The 15,301-nt window shown below is 31.5% G+C and carries 16 protein-coding genes; 14 read left to right on the top strand and 2 right to left on the bottom strand.

The window, feature by feature from the left end; all coding sequences use genetic code 11:
- Nucleotides 1-78: 78 nt before the first annotated feature.
- Nucleotides 79-648, top strand: a complete 570-nt coding sequence (locus tag M4I21_RS01920; RefSeq protein WP_249557345.1) for a hypothetical protein — start codon at nt 79-81, stop codon at nt 646-648.
- 139 nt (nt 649-787) lie between these two features.
- The gene (locus M4I21_RS01915) at nt 788-1,411 is read left to right on the top strand and encodes a hypothetical protein (protein ID WP_249557344.1); all 624 of its coding nucleotides are present in this window, start codon (nt 788-790) and stop codon (nt 1,409-1,411) included.
- Nucleotides 1,412-1,477: 66 nt separating this feature from the next.
- Here the strand turns inward: M4I21_RS01915 and M4I21_RS01910 are convergent, their stop codons facing one another.
- Nucleotides 1,478-2,371, bottom strand: coding sequence for an AraC family transcriptional regulator (locus tag M4I21_RS01910; RefSeq protein WP_249557343.1), 894 nt, complete (start codon nt 2,369-2,371; stop codon nt 1,478-1,480).
- A 336-nt stretch (nt 2,372-2,707) separates the two neighbouring features.
- Here M4I21_RS01910 and M4I21_RS01905 point away from each other — a divergent pair, with 336 nt between their 5' ends.
- From M4I21_RS01905 to M4I21_RS01870, 8 genes are all read left to right on the top strand, one after another.
- Nucleotides 2,708-3,259, top strand: a complete 552-nt coding sequence (locus M4I21_RS01905; RefSeq protein ID WP_249557342.1) for a thioredoxin family protein — start codon at nt 2,708-2,710, stop codon at nt 3,257-3,259.
- An 82-nt stretch (nt 3,260-3,341) separates the two neighbouring features.
- The gene (locus M4I21_RS01900; protein ID WP_249557341.1) at nt 3,342-3,971 is read left to right on the top strand and encodes an alpha-ketoglutarate-dependent dioxygenase AlkB family protein; all 630 of its coding nucleotides are present in this window, start codon (nt 3,342-3,344) and stop codon (nt 3,969-3,971) included.
- A gap of 271 nt (nt 3,972-4,242) precedes the next feature.
- Nucleotides 4,243-4,908, top strand: coding sequence for an oxygen-insensitive NAD(P)H nitroreductase (nfsB, locus tag M4I21_RS01895; RefSeq protein WP_055445944.1), 666 nt, complete (start codon nt 4,243-4,245; stop codon nt 4,906-4,908).
- Between the two features lie 20 nt (nt 4,909-4,928).
- A complete protein-coding gene (locus tag M4I21_RS01890) occupies nt 4,929-5,936 on the top strand; it encodes a zinc-binding alcohol dehydrogenase family protein (protein WP_249557340.1) in 1,008 nt (335 codons plus the stop codon).
- A gap of 163 nt (nt 5,937-6,099) precedes the next feature.
- Nucleotides 6,100-6,582 carry a cupin domain-containing protein gene (locus tag M4I21_RS01885; protein ID WP_249557339.1) on the top strand — a complete coding sequence of 161 codons (483 nt, stop codon included), beginning with the start codon at nt 6,100-6,102 and terminating at the stop codon, nt 6,580-6,582.
- A gap of 381 nt (nt 6,583-6,963) precedes the next feature.
- Entirely contained in the window at nt 6,964-7,557 is a 594-nt protein-coding gene (gene kefF, locus M4I21_RS01880) for a glutathione-regulated potassium-efflux system oxidoreductase KefF (protein ID WP_249557338.1), read from the top strand.
- 6 nt (nt 7,558-7,563) lie between these two features.
- Entirely contained in the window at nt 7,564-9,450 is a 1,887-nt protein-coding gene (locus M4I21_RS01875; RefSeq protein WP_249557337.1) for a monovalent cation:proton antiporter-2 (CPA2) family protein, read from the top strand.
- Nucleotides 9,451-9,452: 2 nt separating this feature from the next.
- Nucleotides 9,453-9,791 (top strand): TfoX/Sxy family protein, encoded by a 339-nt coding sequence (locus M4I21_RS01870; protein WP_249557336.1) that lies wholly within the window; start codon nt 9,453-9,455, stop codon nt 9,789-9,791.
- Between the two features lie 34 nt (nt 9,792-9,825).
- On the opposite strand, the gene M4I21_RS01865 is transcribed toward M4I21_RS01870, so the two are convergent.
- Complete coding sequence (locus tag M4I21_RS01865) at nt 9,826-10,557, bottom strand: NUDIX hydrolase (RefSeq protein WP_249557335.1); 732 nt, start codon at nt 10,555-10,557, stop codon at nt 9,826-9,828.
- Nucleotides 10,558-10,816: 259 nt separating this feature from the next.
- On the opposite strand from M4I21_RS01865, the gene M4I21_RS01860 reads away from it, so the two are divergent.
- From M4I21_RS01860 to M4I21_RS01845, 4 genes are read left to right on the top strand one after another with little or no spacing between them, the layout of a single operon-like run.
- Complete coding sequence (locus M4I21_RS01860; RefSeq protein ID WP_249557334.1) at nt 10,817-11,686, top strand: hypothetical protein; 870 nt, start codon at nt 10,817-10,819, stop codon at nt 11,684-11,686.
- 21 nt (nt 11,687-11,707) lie between these two features.
- Nucleotides 11,708-12,772 carry a substrate-binding domain-containing protein gene (locus M4I21_RS01855; RefSeq protein WP_249557333.1) on the top strand — a complete coding sequence of 355 codons (1,065 nt, stop codon included), beginning with the start codon at nt 11,708-11,710 and terminating at the stop codon, nt 12,770-12,772.
- Nucleotides 12,773-12,789: 17 nt separating this feature from the next.
- A complete protein-coding gene (locus M4I21_RS01850) occupies nt 12,790-14,304 on the top strand; it encodes a sugar ABC transporter ATP-binding protein (protein WP_249557332.1) in 1,515 nt (504 codons plus the stop codon).
- 28 nt (nt 14,305-14,332) lie between these two features.
- Entirely contained in the window at nt 14,333-15,301 is a 969-nt protein-coding gene (locus tag M4I21_RS01845; protein WP_249557331.1) for an ABC transporter permease, read from the top strand.

Raw genomic sequence — 15,301 nt, 5'->3', positions numbered from 1 at the left:
TATTGTAAATACAGAAGAAGATTGCTATTTACTTCTGTTTTACAAATAAAGTTATATTTGTTTTAATAAAACCTTTAAATGAAAATTAAAATTGCTCAGTTTTTATCAGTTATAGGACATCCATTGTTATTATTTCCTTTCTTAATTTTATTTTTTAATTTAAGGGAAGAACAGGTATTATTTTCGAACACATTAGCTATGGTTCTTGGGCTTTTTTTCTTTATTTTAATAGCTTGGGTATACATTGGTAAGAGAAGAGGGAAGTACACAGACTTAGATGTGTCTAATAAAAAACAACGAAAATCTTTATACGTATTTACTATACCGGTAATGGTGCTAACCTTGTTTTTTTTAATATATACCAATCAGCCTAAATATATTGTAACAAGCTTTGCATTAGCAACACTTTTATTGTTGGTCTCTTTCGGTATTAACTTTTATATAAAGGTGTCTATGCACGTAGCAATTAATATGTACCTGGCTTTAGCTATTAGTAAGGTGAGTTTAGAATTAGGTATCGTATTGGCTCTTTTTACAGTTGTGGTGCTCTGGTCTAGGCTTGTTTTAGAAAGACATACGCCTAAAGAAGTTGTCCTTGGTTTGGTAGTGGGTTCTCTATTTGGAACATCATTACTACTTATATCGTAGTTTTTAAATTAAATAGTACGAAAAACGAAAATTAACTTAATGCACCTAAATAAACATTAAGTAGCTACAAATTTACATTCTAGTTTCTTTAAAAACCTCTGTTGTAATAGTTTTGTTGTAAATAAAAGAACTAAATAATATGAAAATTATAGGAAGAATTGCATCTGTTTTTATGCTAGTACTTATTACTTCTTGCGGAGGAAGTAGTGAAGAAACAATTAGAATATCAACGCCAGAGGGTCTAGCAAAAGCAAAAGAGCTAATGGTTAGTTCTTTTGGTCCAGATTTAGAGATATATAAATTACGTTTAAATTCAGCAGAGGATTTAAGTTCTGACTTAGGTACGTTGGCTATAAGTTACCATAAAGATGGTAAGTTGTACACTAGAACTTATAATAGTAAAACAGATTATAAAGAGGCTGCTTTAGGAGAAGAAGAATTGCAGAGCAAGAACTTTCAGAGCGCATTTTTTATTAAAAATGCTCAAGGAAAATTAAAGGTTAGCGATATAGATGTAACTGCAATTATGGCAAACATAGACAAGGCTGTTGCCTTAGTTAGTGAAGAAATTGAAGTAAAAAACTACCAAGTAAGAAATTACTATTTAAGTGTAGATTCTAAAACAAATAAAGTTACTGCAGATTTTGAGTTGCATGTAACAAAACCAGATAATAAGTCTGTTGAAGGACGTAATATAGTTACTAACTTTTACGAAGTTAAGTTTTCTTCTGATGAAGAAGGTAATGTTACTATTAAGGACTAGATATACTAAATACTAACCCCAATTTTAAGAAAAAGGTTACCTGTAAAAAGGTAGCCTTTTTTGCTTTTAAACCCTGGCAGTTGCACAAGAACCTCTTTTAAGTAGCATATACTCACCATTGTTTTTAAACTCACGTATACTTGTGCCGGCATAACGTTTGAAGGTTTTAGATAAATGACTTACATCTGTAAAACCTAATTCGTCTGCAATTTGTGTAAGTGTAAAGTCAGAGTTTAATAAACGTATTTCTGCTAGTTTAAGCTTCGCTTTAATAATATATTCTCGCAAAGACATATTTATCTGTTTTTTAAAAAACTCGCTAACATAAGTAGGAGACATTGTAAAAACAGCTGCCAAATTTTCAACTCTTAACAGTTCTGTTTTATCAATATTTTCGTTAATATATGTCAGCATTTTTGTTATTCTATCATCAGAATTATTCTTTGGAACTTCAAAATAAGTACTCTTTTTAATATTTCGAATTAAAATCTCTAAAATACTTGTCATTAAGCTGGTGACTAAGTTTATAGATTCTTCACCATAATTTCTAGACTCTTGAAGAATCATACCAATAAGATTCTCTAAGTAATTTCGATCTAATTCATTTTTAATAATATCTCCTGGTAACTGGTTGTAGTTAGATAATATATAAGAAGCCTCTTTAAACCATTCATTTCTATCAATGGTTATTCCGTTCGCATTTTTAAAAAATGAATCGGTAAACTTTAAAAATACAAATCTTGTGGGTTTCTCTATCGTAAAAGAATGACATTTTAAAGGCGGTAACAAAAACATACTATTCTTTTCATAGGCATAATCATTATAGTTTATACACTGTGTACCTTCTCCGTCTTTAATTAAGACTAGTTCAAAAAAATTGTTTTTAACGGGGCGTTGTTTCCAATCAGTTAATTCTATTTCTTGTATTTCAAAAGGTTTATAAGCTTCTAGTACTTGCATTGTGGTATGTTTTAGTAAAAAGTAAAGGCTAAATTAGATAAAAAAGCATTGTAAAATCTTATTTTTGTATTTCAAACCTTTAATCGTACAGAATTATCCTTTTAATGTACCACAAAAAGAAAATGTTGTGCAAGTATATTTGTGAGGTAATTTAGTGCTTAATCAATTTATGTACTGGATGACATAAAGAGATCAATAGAAATAGTAATATTACAGAAGATAATAGATAAGCTGTGTTGTTCTTTGGAAGATTACAGCTTCAAGATAATTTGAAAAGAACATTAGAAAAGTAGATTGATTTTTACGTCTAAAATAATAATATAAAATAGTAATAGTATGTCTTTAGCATATTCTAATATGATGGAATTGGGAGCGAAAGCACCCAATTTTTCTTTATTAAATACAGTAACAGGAAAAACGGTGGGGTTATCAGAATTAAAATCAGATATGGCCACTGTGGTTGTTTTTATATGCAATCACTGTCCGTTTGTACATCATATTAATTCAAAATTAGTAGAAGTAGCAAATGCTTACCAAGCAAAAGGTGTCAATTTTATAGCTATTAGCAGTAATGACGTAGCTAATTATCCGCAAGATGCTCCTGAATATATGACTGAAACAGCAATAAAAGAAGGATATCCTTTTCCTTATTTATATGATGAAACTCAAGATGTTGCTAAAGCTTACAAAGCTGAGTGTACGCCAGATTTTTTTGTTTTTAATAAAGATTTAGAGTGTGCTTACAGAGGTCGTTTTGATGAAACCAGACCAGGAATGGGACAACCGTCAGGTAAAGATTTAACAAATGCTTTAGATGTTTTAATAGCAGGGAATAAAGTAGATGTAGACCAGAAGCCAAGTATGGGCTGTAACATTAAGTGGAAATAAAGTATAGATAACACAAATTAGTTCCAGGTACTGTTTGGTTTTTTAGTTCGATTTAAATAAAAAATGATTTAGAATAAAAGAGATGGATTTTTTTAGTCAAGCAAACCTTTTTTCAACAGACGAAGTCCGTAAAACAGAATTTAATTTACCAGGAGCAGATGTTGTTTTATTCAAGAATTTCTTTAGTAGGGAAGAAAGCAACAATTTATATAATAGCTTATTAAAAAATACCTCTTGGCAACAAGAACAAATTACTATTCACGGTAAAAATGTGGATTACCCCAGATTAACAGCTTGGTTTGGTGATATTAGCAAAGACATTAAATACACCAATACTAAAAGTAAAATGCATTTATGGAATGACGATTTGTTGTTTATCAAAGAGCGCATTGAAAAAGAAGTTGATATCAAATTCACACGTTGTTTACTTAATTATTACAGAGACGGAAAAGACAGTGTAGATTGGCATCAAGATTATAAAGGCGATCAACGTAAAAATACTGTAATTGCTTCGGTAACTTTTGGAGAAACAAGACCTTTTCAACTAAAACACACTACACGTAAAGATTTAAAACGCATAGATATTCCGTTAGCTCACGGGAGCTTACTTTTAATGCAAGGTGCTACACAAGACAATTGGAAGCATAAAATACCAAAAACTACAAAACAAATTCAACCAAGAATTAATTTAACCTTTAGATGGGTTGGATAAAACCAAAAATGGTAGTAATAAAGGATTCGTTTAAATTTTAGGTGCGTTTTTCTGTTTTAAAAGCGTGTTTGTACTCTTTTTTATGAGAAATTTAAGAATTAACCTCTAATTAGCCTTGAATTATACCAGTATTCCCTTTTTACGTACATCAATTTGGGGTGGTTTTCTAGTTATTTTTGTACTATCATTTATGACCGTTATTGTGAGGTTTTAATACTATACTTACTTTTGTCACTATAAAAATGATAGTTAATTAAAAAAACATATAAAAATGAATTTACAAGACACATTAAACTGGAGATATACTACGAAGGAATACGACACAACCAAGAAAATATCTGAACAAGATATGGCACAAGTTAAAAACTTATTACGAATGAGTCCTTCAAGTATTAACCTTCAACCTTGGCACTTTATCGTTGCTGAAACTACAGAAGGGAAAGCACGTATGACAAAAGGAACACAAGGCTTTTTTCATTTTAATGAACCTAAGATTACAAATGCTTCTGCGGTAGTATTGTTTTGTTCAAAAACAAGTGAAGGTGCAGATGATACTTTTTTTAAACACCTTTTAGAAGTACAGGATAAAGACGGAAGATTCCCTAATGAAGATATAAAAAACGGAATGTACGGTGGAATGAACGCTTTTGGAGACATTCATAAATATGATTTAAAAGACTATCAACATTGGATGGAAAAGCAGGTATATCTTAACATTGGAAACTTTTTGTTAGGAGTTGCAAGTTTAGGTATTGATGCTACGCCAATGGAAGGTATTGATGTAAAAGCGTTAGATGAAGAATTCGGATTAAGAGCAAAAGGGTTTACATCTTTAGTAGTTGTTTCTTTAGGGTATAGAGCTGCATCTGATTTTAATTCGACGGACAAAACTCCAAAATCTAGATTACCACAAAGTGAAATTATCACTGTAATATAATTGCAAAAATTTTAATTTAGATGAAAGCAATAGGATACAAAGAGAATTTACCGATAGACAATGTAAATTCACTACAAGACATAGAAATAGCGACTCCAAAAGCAACAGGAAGAGATATTTTGGTGGAGATTAAAGCCATTTCGGTAAATCCTGCAGATTACAAAGTACGTGCAAATATGCCTGTACAGGGTGACGATTGGAAAATTATTGGTTGGGACGCAACTGGTATTGTAAAGGAAGTTGGTGAAGATGTTACATTATTTAAAGTTGGTGATGAAGTTTGGTATGCGGGCGATTTTACACGTCAGGGTAGTTATGCGAAATTTCAAGTAGTAGATGAACGTATTGTGGGTAAAAAACCAACAAGTTTATCTTATGCTGAAGCTGCTGCGTTACCATTAACAACATTGACTGCTTACGAAATGTTATTTGATAGATTAGAGGTTTCTAAAGACGATGCCAATACATCTATTTTAATAATAGGAGCAGCTGGTGGCGTTGGTTCTATAATGGTACAATTAGCTAAAAAGCTAACAAAATTGAACATTATTGCGACTGCTTCTCGTGAAGAAACTACCGATTGGTTAAAAGAATTAGGTGCAGATACGGTTATCAACCACAGAAATAAATTGAGTGAAGAGTTTGAGAAATACAACTTACCAGCTCCGGAATATGTGGTGAGTTTAAATGCTACCGAACATCACGTAGATGAAATTGTAAAACTGATTAAGCCACAAGGGAAATTCGGATTTATTGATGACCCAAAAGTGATGAATGTGATGCCTTTTAAAGGGAAAGCAGTGTCTACCCACATTGAGTTAATGTTTACACGTGCTATGTTTCAAACAGAAGATATGATTGAGCAACACAACATTTTAAACAACGTTTCTGAATTAATAGACAACGGAACAATTAGAACCACTTTAGGTGAAAATTTCGGAACTATTAATGCTGAAAACTTACGTAAAGCACACGCGTTCTTAGAAACCGGAAACGCAAAAGGTAAAATAGTTTTAGAAGGATTTTAAACCCAATGGGTTAGATAATTAAGTAAAAATTGTTCTTTCGAGTGTTTTTATTGGAATAGAATGAAAATAAAAATGTATCGATAAGTACAATATTTAGAATGGTTCTCGATACAAAATTCTGAGAAAAAAATCACTGGAACTGACGAAATATATAAATAGAAAAATGAATTTCAAATCAATTATAGCAGCAGTAGCTGTAACTGCTTTATTTGCGAGCAATACTGCAAATGCACAAGTAAATACTATAGATTCTGTAGCGACATCAAAAGTGCAACATTTCAATTTTGATGATATGGCATCGGAAACTATCGGTGAAGGAATTAAACGTAAGTGGTTCCACGGTGAAAAAGGTCAAATGACAATTTTTAATTTAGAAAAAGGAGCGCATATTCCTTGGCACAAACACCCAAACGAGCAGATAACATACATCATGTCTGGTAAGGTTAAAATCAAAACTATTATTGATGGTAAAGAAACATTTGTAGAAGTTGGAGCAGGAGAAGTGATTGTATTTCCTGAAAATGTACCACACGAATTTTGGGCTTTAGAAGAAACTGTAGATTTAGATGTGCACGTGCCTGTACGTCAAGATTGGTTGTCTAAAGAATTACCAGATTATTTAAAAAAGACAGAAAAACAAGATTAGTACATCACTTCGATTATATTTTGAGGTATTAAGAATAAGTTATTTTAATTATATCAAATTGTAAAAATACATAGTAGACGATTCTATTTTTTTAGATTTACTTATAATGTAATTATATTTAATATAAGCTTAACCGCTTAGAGGCTGTTTTTTTAGTATCTTACTAAAAGACTGTTCCCCAATTAAAAAGTCGCTCTAGGGCGACTTTTTTTATGCAACCAATATTAAAATTTAATTTTATAATTATCTGTTGTCGTAGACAGAGCAAAGCAAGAGCTTATTTTTATAATACTAAAAGATTATATTCTAGTGCACATACACATATTTGCAGTAAAAAAACAAGATTCATTTTTTTATATTATTTTCAACTAAATTCGCAAAATGAAAAAAATACTAATTCTATTTTCCCATCCTAAGTTTGAAAAATCTAGGGCGAATTCCATTTTAGTAGACAAGATTAAAGATAAAGAAGGGGTAACTTTTCACGATTTATATGAACTTTATCCCGATTTTAATATAGATGTAGACGCAGAAAAAGAACTTTTAAAGGCACACGATATTATAATTTGGCATCATCCATTTTATTGGTATAGCTGTCCGCCATTAATGAAACAATGGATAGATATGGTGTTAGAGTTTGGTTGGGCTTATGGTCCTAATGGAAATGCACTGCACACAAAAAAATGCTTAAATGTAATAACAACTGGTGGTACTAGAGCTTTGTATTGTGAAAAAGGAACCAATAGTTTTTCCGTAACAGAGTTTTTACGACCTTTTGAGCAAACAGCAAATTTATGCGGTATGCGTTACCTACCACCATTTACAATTATGGGAACCCATAAAATAGAAGATAAAGAATTACACGACTATGCCAATAAGTATGATAAATTGATTGGTTTATTACAACAAGGTTTGAAGTTGGCCGATGTTGGTAATTTTTCTTTTTTAAACGATATTCCACAATTAAACACATAAGTACGTATGACGGGTAGTATTCTTTTTGAAGCCATTGTATTTTTATTAGGAGCAATTATTTGTGTATCTATAGCCAAGCGTTTGGGATTAAGTTCTGTGCTAGGTTATTTGTTAGCAGGTGTGTTAATTGGTCCTTATGTACTTGGTTTTATTGGTAAAGAGGGAGAAGATATTCTTCATTTTGCAGAGTTTGGTGTTGTAATGATGTTGTTTTTAATTGGTTTAGAAATAGAACCTAAAAATTTCTGGAAAATGCGGAAAACCATCTTAGGTATGGGAGGTTTGCAAGTAGCAGGTACAATGTTATTGTCTTACTTCCTATTTATTTTATTTGGGTTCGACTGGAAAGTGTCTTTAACATTTGCTATGGCAGTTGCATTATCTTCTACGGCAATAGCCTTGCAAACAATAAAAGAGAAGGGCTTATTAAATACAACTTTTGGTCAATCTTCATTTTCAATATTACTTTTTCAGGATATAATAGTAATTTTTATGCTTGGTATGTTGCCATTGCTAGCAAACACCAGCAGTGTTCCTTTAGAAAACAAAGAAGGGCACACTAGTCTGCTTCAAAATTTACCATTAGGTCTACAAACCTTATCTATTTTAGCCTCTGTAGTAGCAATTATTGTTGCAGGCAACTACTTAATAGTACCATTGTTGCGTAAAGTGGCTAAAACAGGAGTTAGAGAATTATTAATTGCAGCAGCATTGCTCATTGTTTTTGGAATTTCTTTGTTGATGGAATTGGTAGGTTTAAGTCCGGCTTTAGGAGCTTTTTTAGGTGGCGTAGTTTTATCTAACAGTGAATTTAAGCACGAGTTAGAAAGTACTTTAGAACCATTTAAAAATTTGTTATTAGGATTGTTTTTTATGGCTGTTGGTGCATCAATAAACTTTATTGTAATTGCTAAAAGTCCACTAACTATAGGGGGAATTTTACTATCAGTAATAGCATTAAAGGCAGCAATTTTATTTATTACGGGTTCCGTTTTCAAGTTAAAATTGAATCAGAGAATGTTGCTAACCTTTAGTTTAGCACAAGTAGGAGAATTTGCATTTGTATTATTGTCCTTTGCGTTTTCATTAAATATTTTAGAGCAAGGTCAAATGGATATTATGCTCGTAGTAACTGCCTTAACAATGACAGTTACACCAATTATAGGAATAATTAATGAGCGTGTTCTATTACCTCGTTTAGGAACTAAAGAATCTATAAAAAGACCAATGGACCATATAGCAAAGTCACAAAAAGTAATTTTGGTTGGTTTTGGGCATTATGGAAGTACAATTGGCCGTTTTTTACGCACACACGGTGTAGAAGCTACTATTTTAGATCACGACTCTAATCGTGTAGATTTTTTACGTAAAATGGGTTTTAATGTATATTATGGAGATGCTACAAGAGCAGATTTGCTAGAATCGGCTGGTATTGCAGACGCTAATATCTTAATTTGTGCTATGGCTAACCCAGATGTTATAAAGCAACTAGCAAAAATGGTGAAGAGTAAGTACCCGCAAGTAAAACTAATGGTACGTGCCAAAAGCAGGTATGCAGCTTACGAGTTTTTAAATATGGAAATAGATCATATTTACAGAGATTCATTAGAAACTTCTTTAAAATTAGCGAGTGAAGTTCTTAGTCAAATGGGCTTTAGAAAATATACATTACAACGTCAAATCCAGAATTTTATAAAGTATGATGAGGATAGTATTAGGCGCTTATCAAAAGAGAAAAAAATAGGAGACGACAATTATATTTTTAAAGCACGTAAAGAACTAGAGCAGCAAGAAAAGCTATTAGAGCAAGACTTTAAAAGGGGTATTGTTGAGTTTGATGGTCATTGGGATGCAGAGCAGATTAGAAAGTCTTTAGATGATTCTGATTCTTAAATATGGCAATTTCTGAAGACTTTTTAGGTTATGTTTTAGATCAGTTGCAAAAATGGCATGGTGTTTACACTAAAAAAATGTTTGGTGGTGTAGGGCTGTTTTTTGATGGTCTAATGTTTGGTTTAGTTTATAATGATACTGTTTCCTTAAAAATTGATGATACCAATATAAAAAAGTACATTGCAGCAGGAGAATCGCCTATAAAAATATTTAAAACAAACACGCCGTTACCATCATTTTATACTCTGCCACCTGTAGTTTTAGAAGATGTAGACGACTTTGTAGTATGGGCACAAGAATCTTATCAAATACAAGTAAAAAAGAATTCTATAGATTTGTAAAATGAAGGTCTTTTAATGCGTTGAGAACAATAAATTATATATTTATTAAGTAGTTTTTCTTAAACATTTTCTCGTATAAATCTAGGCTAAACATATAGAGCTGCGCTGGCTTTTTAGAAACACCTACTTGTTTTTCATCTAAAGCAATTATATACTTTTTGTTTATTAACTTTCTCCTAAAGTTTCTGTTGTCTATTTCTATACCTAGAATAGATTGATATAAATCTTGAGCTTCATTTATGGTAAATTTATCTGGGAGTAATTTAAAAATAATAGGCTCGGACAAACATTTTATTTTTAAGTCTTCATATGCTTCTTCAATAATTTTTTTATGATCGAACCCTAATTCTGGTAAGTTGTCTACAGGAAACCACTTGGCTTCGTATTTATTTTTATACAAGTCTACATCTTCAGTTTTTAATAAAAAGTAGTAAGCAATTGTTATAGTTCTTAAGTTAAATTCTTCATTTTTAATCCAAATAAGATCCTTTTCATTTGTCAATCGGTCTGGGTTACCAAAAGCTTTAAACTGTTTTTTATATTGTCCTGTTAAGCCTGTTAATTCCTTTAATACCCTAGTTGCAGTTTGGTCTAATGTCTCTTGCTTATAGACGTGATATCCTGTTAAAACATAATCGTCTACCAAAACTTTTCCTTCGGCTTCTAAAAAACGCTTTATGACTAAAACATTTAAAGATTTTGTAGTTATATCATATCCAAAGACAACACAATCTACAGATATATTTAATATTTTTTCTGGCTCCATAACTAAACGTATTTAAAATATTGACTTAAATAGTATTATGCTAATATAGTAAAACTTATTTTAAACGTGTTTTTAACGTTAGTAACAAAATTTAATTTGTTGTTATATCCGTAATTTAAGGGCAAAATAATATAGATTTATGTTAAAATTGAAGATATTTTCACTGAATATTAGGTTGTTAGGTTATTTTTTATTTACATTTGAAAAACAAACGTAAAAATGACGTTTATAAATTTATAACCCAACTAAATTGATAATCATGAAAAAAATAGCGAAACCAATGCTTGATTATATTTCTGATTTAGGCATAAAAAAACCAAGCAAATTACTTTTTACAGCTACAGTCATCTTATTGTTTTTTGGTGTAAATTTAGGAGTAGCACAAGAAAAAGTAGTAAATGAGGACTATAAACCTTTTAGTATAGGTGCACATATAAAGAATATGCATACTTGGCATGGCTTTGTAGTTCATCCAGGAGCCCTTTTTGCAACACATCTTGAATACAACTCAAAGGATACCAAATTTACCTTTGGTTTTTGGGGAGGGGCAAGTTTTTCTACTGTAGATGTTGCAAATACTACTACAGGAGAAAATGTTAGTGCATATTATAAAGAACTATCAATTTATACTAAATACCGTTTTTCTGATAAGTTTTTTATTGAAGCTGTATCTCACAACAATTACACAGGTGTAGAAGAAAGAGGAGATAAGTTGCACTATTGGAGTTACGATAAAACGCAAGGATATAATTTTGTCGATTTAAACTTTGGATATAATGTTACGCCAAATACCTTACTATACTTGGCAACTATTATAAATGGTGGGTCTGGAGATTATGAAATAAAAGAGAGCGGGTCATTAGAAAATTCTTGGACACACTATTTTGAAGTTAGTAGTAAAGTATGGCAAGATAAAAACGCTAGTTTATCTCTTTTTGCAGGTGGTGCTTGGTCTTTTATTACAGCTAAAACATTTTACACAGAAAGTTCTGGAAATATTATAAATGTTGGCGTAACTTTTAGTGAAAAATTAGCAATAAGAGATTATAAGATACCTGTAGATGTTACTTTAATGTGGAATCCAGAACAAGAAAAAACGGTACTGCAGTTAGACGTTACTTTATTTTAAACGAACCAAACATATATAATTATGAAAACTAAAAATTTAAAAGCCACTTTTAATAAGATGTTTTTACCACTAATGGTTGTTGCATTGTTTTTAAATGTAGTTGGCTGTGCAGAAGAAATAAAAACAACACAATCTAGCGGAAACGACACGGAAGATTCTGCCGAAATTTTTAAGAGTAAAGTAGATTTAACAGGCATTAAAATTGGGTACTGTACACCATCTTTAAACGCACCATACTACCAAGCATTGTTCCAGAGTATAAAATCTACAACCGAGAAAAATGGTATGGAATTTATATCTGCAGACGGTCAAAACGATATTAACAAACAAATAGCAGCTGTAGAAGATTTAATTACCAAAGGTGTAGATGCTTTGTTGTTAAACCCTAAAGATCCAGATGCCTTAGTTGGTGTAACAAAAATGGCTAAAGCTGCTGGTATACCTGTTTTTATTATTGATAGCTCTATTAACCCTTCAGCAGATTTTGTAACTACAATACAGTCTAACAATTTAGCAAACGGTGAATTAGCAGGCGAGTGGTTGGTAAAAAAAATGGGAAATAAAAAAATGAACATTGCTTTATTAAGTGGTAATGCTGGCAACCCTGTTGGTAAAAAACGCAAGCAAGGTTTATTACAAGGTATAACAGAAGAACAACTTAGAACACAAGGTAAAATAGATTTAAATATAAAAACACAAGCATATACAGAATGGTCTTATGCTGGTGGTTTGCAAGCTATGGAAGATATTTTAGTGGCTCATCCAGATATTAATGTTGTAATTACTGAGTCAGATGTTTGTGTTTTAGGAGCTATTAAAGCGATTAAACAAGCAGGTAAAACAAATGATATTTTAATTGTAGCTGGCGCAGATGGTCAAAAAGAAGCAATAAAATACATTATGGATACAGATTTTTACGGATGTACGGCTATGAATAGTCCTGTACAAATAGGTAAAAATGCTGTTAAATACGCTGTAGAATATATAAACGGAAAAAGAGATTTTGATAAAACTTCTTTTACTGCCCCGTTATTAATTACAAAAGCAAATGCTGCTAAATATTACAACCCTAAAGCTTTATTTTAAATTTAATATCCATTACTATGAAGGAGCCAGTAAGTGAATACCGTCTTGAAATGTCTGGGATATCAAAAAGTTTTGGTGTTGTTTCTGTACTTAAAGATGTAAATATTAAGGTTAAACACGGAGAAATACACGCTTTACTAGGTGAAAATGGTGCTGGTAAATCTACATTAATAAAGATACTAAGCGGTGTACACCAAAAAGATTCAGGAACAGTAGTCTTAAATGGCGCTGAGATAAATCCTAAAAATACACATGAAGGTCAAGTTCTGGGTATTAACGTAGTATACCAAGAGTTGTCATTAGTTAAAGATTTATCAGTTGCAGAAAATATTTATTTGCACAAATTAGGTGCAAGCAAATTTTGGATGAATTGGAAAGAACTAACTAAGAATGCACAAGAGTTATTAGATTCTTTAGGGTTTAAGATTGATGCTACTGCTACCGTAAGAGATTTAAGTATTGTTCAAAAACAAGTAGTAGAAATAGCAAAAGCAATATCTGAAGACACTAAAGTTTTGGTTTTAGATGAGCCCACAACAGTTTTTGATCCTACAGACATTAAAAAATTGTTTAACAACCTTTTAAAGCTAAAAGAAAAAGGAATATCAATAATATACATATCGCATCATTTAGATGAAATTTTTAAAATAGCAGATACGATAACAGTACTTAGAGATGGCGTAGATACAGGAAGTGTACCTGTTTCTGAGACAGACAAAGACAGCGTAATACATTTGATGATAGGGCGTGAGTTAAAAGATTTATACCCAGTTAGAGACTTTAAAATAGGAGAAAAAGCAATTTTTGAGGTCAAAGATTTATCAGGTAAAGATTGTATAGTACATGATGTTTCTTTCTCTGTTAAAGCAGGAGAAGTTGTGGGTATAGCAGGTTTAGGAGGTAGCGGAAGAACAGAGACTGCAAAACTTATTTTTGGTGCCGATAAAAAGAAATCCGGAACACTATTTTTAGATGGAGAAGAAATAAAAATTAACTCTCCAGTAGATGCTGCAGCGTATCAAATTGGTTTTGTTTCTGAAGATAGAAAAGAAGAAGGTGTGTTTTTACCATTGTCTATTAGACGAAACATTAGTGTCACCAGTTTTGGGTCTATATCTAGCAAACTTGGTTTTATTAACATAGATCGCGAGTATAAAAAGGTTTTAGGTCTAATTGAAAAATTGAACATTAAAACGCCAAGCTCGGAGGTAAATGTTAAAAACTTAAGCGGCGGTAATCAACAAAAAGTAGCATTAGCCAAATGGTTAAGCATAGATAGTAAAGTTATTTTTATAGACGAGCCAACAAGAGGAGTAGATGTAGGTGCAAAAATAGAGATCTATAAATTAATAAACGAAGTAGCTAAAAAAGGAGTAGGTGTTGTTGTAATATCTTCAGATATGCCAGAGATTATGGGTATTTCTGATCGTATTCTTGTGATGCACGAAGGTACTTTTTACGGAGAATTACAAAAAGACCAATTCTCTGAAGAAAACATATTGCGTTACTCCATTGGAGAAACATTAAAATAACCAATTAAATTATTAAAAAACTAACGTTATGGCTTTAACATTAAAAGAACAATTAAGCAGTCCTAGTGGTATTCTTAAGTTTTTAGTAAAGTACAATACTGTATTTATATTTATTTTACTACTTATATTTTCAGCACTAATATCAGATGTATTTTTTACGTCAGTAAACTTATCAAACTTACTAAAACAAGTATCTGGAATAGGTATTATTAGTATTGGTATGTTAATCGTTATTTTAACAGGAGGTATAGATTTGTCTGTGGGCTCTATGGTAGCATTACTGGCTGTAACTTTTGCTATACTTGTAAACTTAGTAGTATTACCTCTTGCAATTGTAATAACAATTGCTATTGGTTTTGGATTGGGTAGTATTTCTGGGTATTTGGTTGCTTATCAAAAAATGGCACCATTTGTAGCCACATTGGCATTAATGACTATTGCTAGAGGACTAGGTTTTATTTACTCTAAAGGATCTCCTATTACATTTAAAACCTATGGAGGTTTGTTCATGTCTAATTTTGCAAACAACTCTACTTTAGGTATTCCAAATATTGCTTTGGTATTTTTTATAATTGTGATTATAACAATGGTTATGCTTAGGTATAATGTGTTTGGTAGATTAATTATTGCAATAGGCAGTAATGAAGAAGCATCTCGTTTGTCTGGTATTAAGGTAAATAAATACAAGTTTTTAGTCTATGCTATTTCTGGAGCTTTGGCTGCTACAGCGGCTATAATTGTTGCTTCAAGAACAAACCTTGGTTCTCCAAATATGGGAATGGCTTGGGAGCTAGATGCTATTGCAGCGGTTGTTATTGGTGGCGCAAGCCTAAATGGCGGAAAAGGAACCGCAATAAATACACTAATGGGTGTACTTATTTTAGGATTAATAGGAAACATTTTAAACTTATTAAATGTACCATCTTACCCACAACAGGTAGTAAAAGGTGGTATTATCATATTTGCAGTACTGCTTCAAAGATTTGAAAGTAAATAA

This window comes from Cellulophaga sp. 20_2_10 (assembly GCF_023476645.1).
Taxonomy (GTDB): domain Bacteria; phylum Bacteroidota; class Bacteroidia; order Flavobacteriales; family Flavobacteriaceae; genus Cellulophaga.
The sequence above is the reverse complement of the archived record's forward strand: the minus strand, read 5'-3'. Positions and strand labels throughout refer to the sequence as shown.

Bases quoted from the DNA above. Each gene is read 5' to 3' on its own strand.
- kefF (WP_249557338.1), top strand. From the start codon at position 6,964: ATGAAAAAAATACTAATTCTATTTTCCCATCCTAAGTTTGAAAAATCT.
- M4I21_RS01850 (WP_249557332.1), top strand. From the start codon at position 12,790: ATGAAGGAGCCAGTAAGTGAATACCGTCTTGAAATGTCTGGGATATCA.
- M4I21_RS01920 (WP_249557345.1), top strand. From the start codon at position 79: ATGAAAATTAAAATTGCTCAGTTTTTATCAGTTATAGGACATCCATTG.
- M4I21_RS01870 (WP_249557336.1), top strand. From the start codon at position 9,453: ATGGCAATTTCTGAAGACTTTTTAGGTTATGTTTTAGATCAGTTGCAA.
- M4I21_RS01900 (WP_249557341.1), top strand. From the start codon at position 3,342: ATGGATTTTTTTAGTCAAGCAAACCTTTTTTCAACAGACGAAGTCCGT.
- M4I21_RS01910 (WP_249557343.1), bottom strand. From the start codon at position 2,371: ATGCAAGTACTAGAAGCTTATAAACCTTTTGAAATACAAGAAATAGAA.
- M4I21_RS01890 (WP_249557340.1), top strand. From the start codon at position 4,929: ATGAAAGCAATAGGATACAAAGAGAATTTACCGATAGACAATGTAAAT.
- M4I21_RS01860 (WP_249557334.1), top strand. From the start codon at position 10,817: ATGAAAAAAATAGCGAAACCAATGCTTGATTATATTTCTGATTTAGGC.
- nfsB (WP_055445944.1), top strand. From the start codon at position 4,243: ATGAATTTACAAGACACATTAAACTGGAGATATACTACGAAGGAATAC.
- M4I21_RS01855 (WP_249557333.1), top strand. From the start codon at position 11,708: ATGAAAACTAAAAATTTAAAAGCCACTTTTAATAAGATGTTTTTACCA.
- M4I21_RS01875 (WP_249557337.1), top strand. From the start codon at position 7,564: ATGACGGGTAGTATTCTTTTTGAAGCCATTGTATTTTTATTAGGAGCA.
- M4I21_RS01905 (WP_249557342.1), top strand. From the start codon at position 2,708: ATGTCTTTAGCATATTCTAATATGATGGAATTGGGAGCGAAAGCACCC.
- M4I21_RS01885 (WP_249557339.1), top strand. From the start codon at position 6,100: ATGAATTTCAAATCAATTATAGCAGCAGTAGCTGTAACTGCTTTATTT.
- M4I21_RS01865 (WP_249557335.1), bottom strand. From the start codon at position 10,557: ATGGAGCCAGAAAAAATATTAAATATATCTGTAGATTGTGTTGTCTTT.
- M4I21_RS01915 (WP_249557344.1), top strand. From the start codon at position 788: ATGAAAATTATAGGAAGAATTGCATCTGTTTTTATGCTAGTACTTATT.
- M4I21_RS01845 (WP_249557331.1), top strand. From the start codon at position 14,333: ATGGCTTTAACATTAAAAGAACAATTAAGCAGTCCTAGTGGTATTCTT.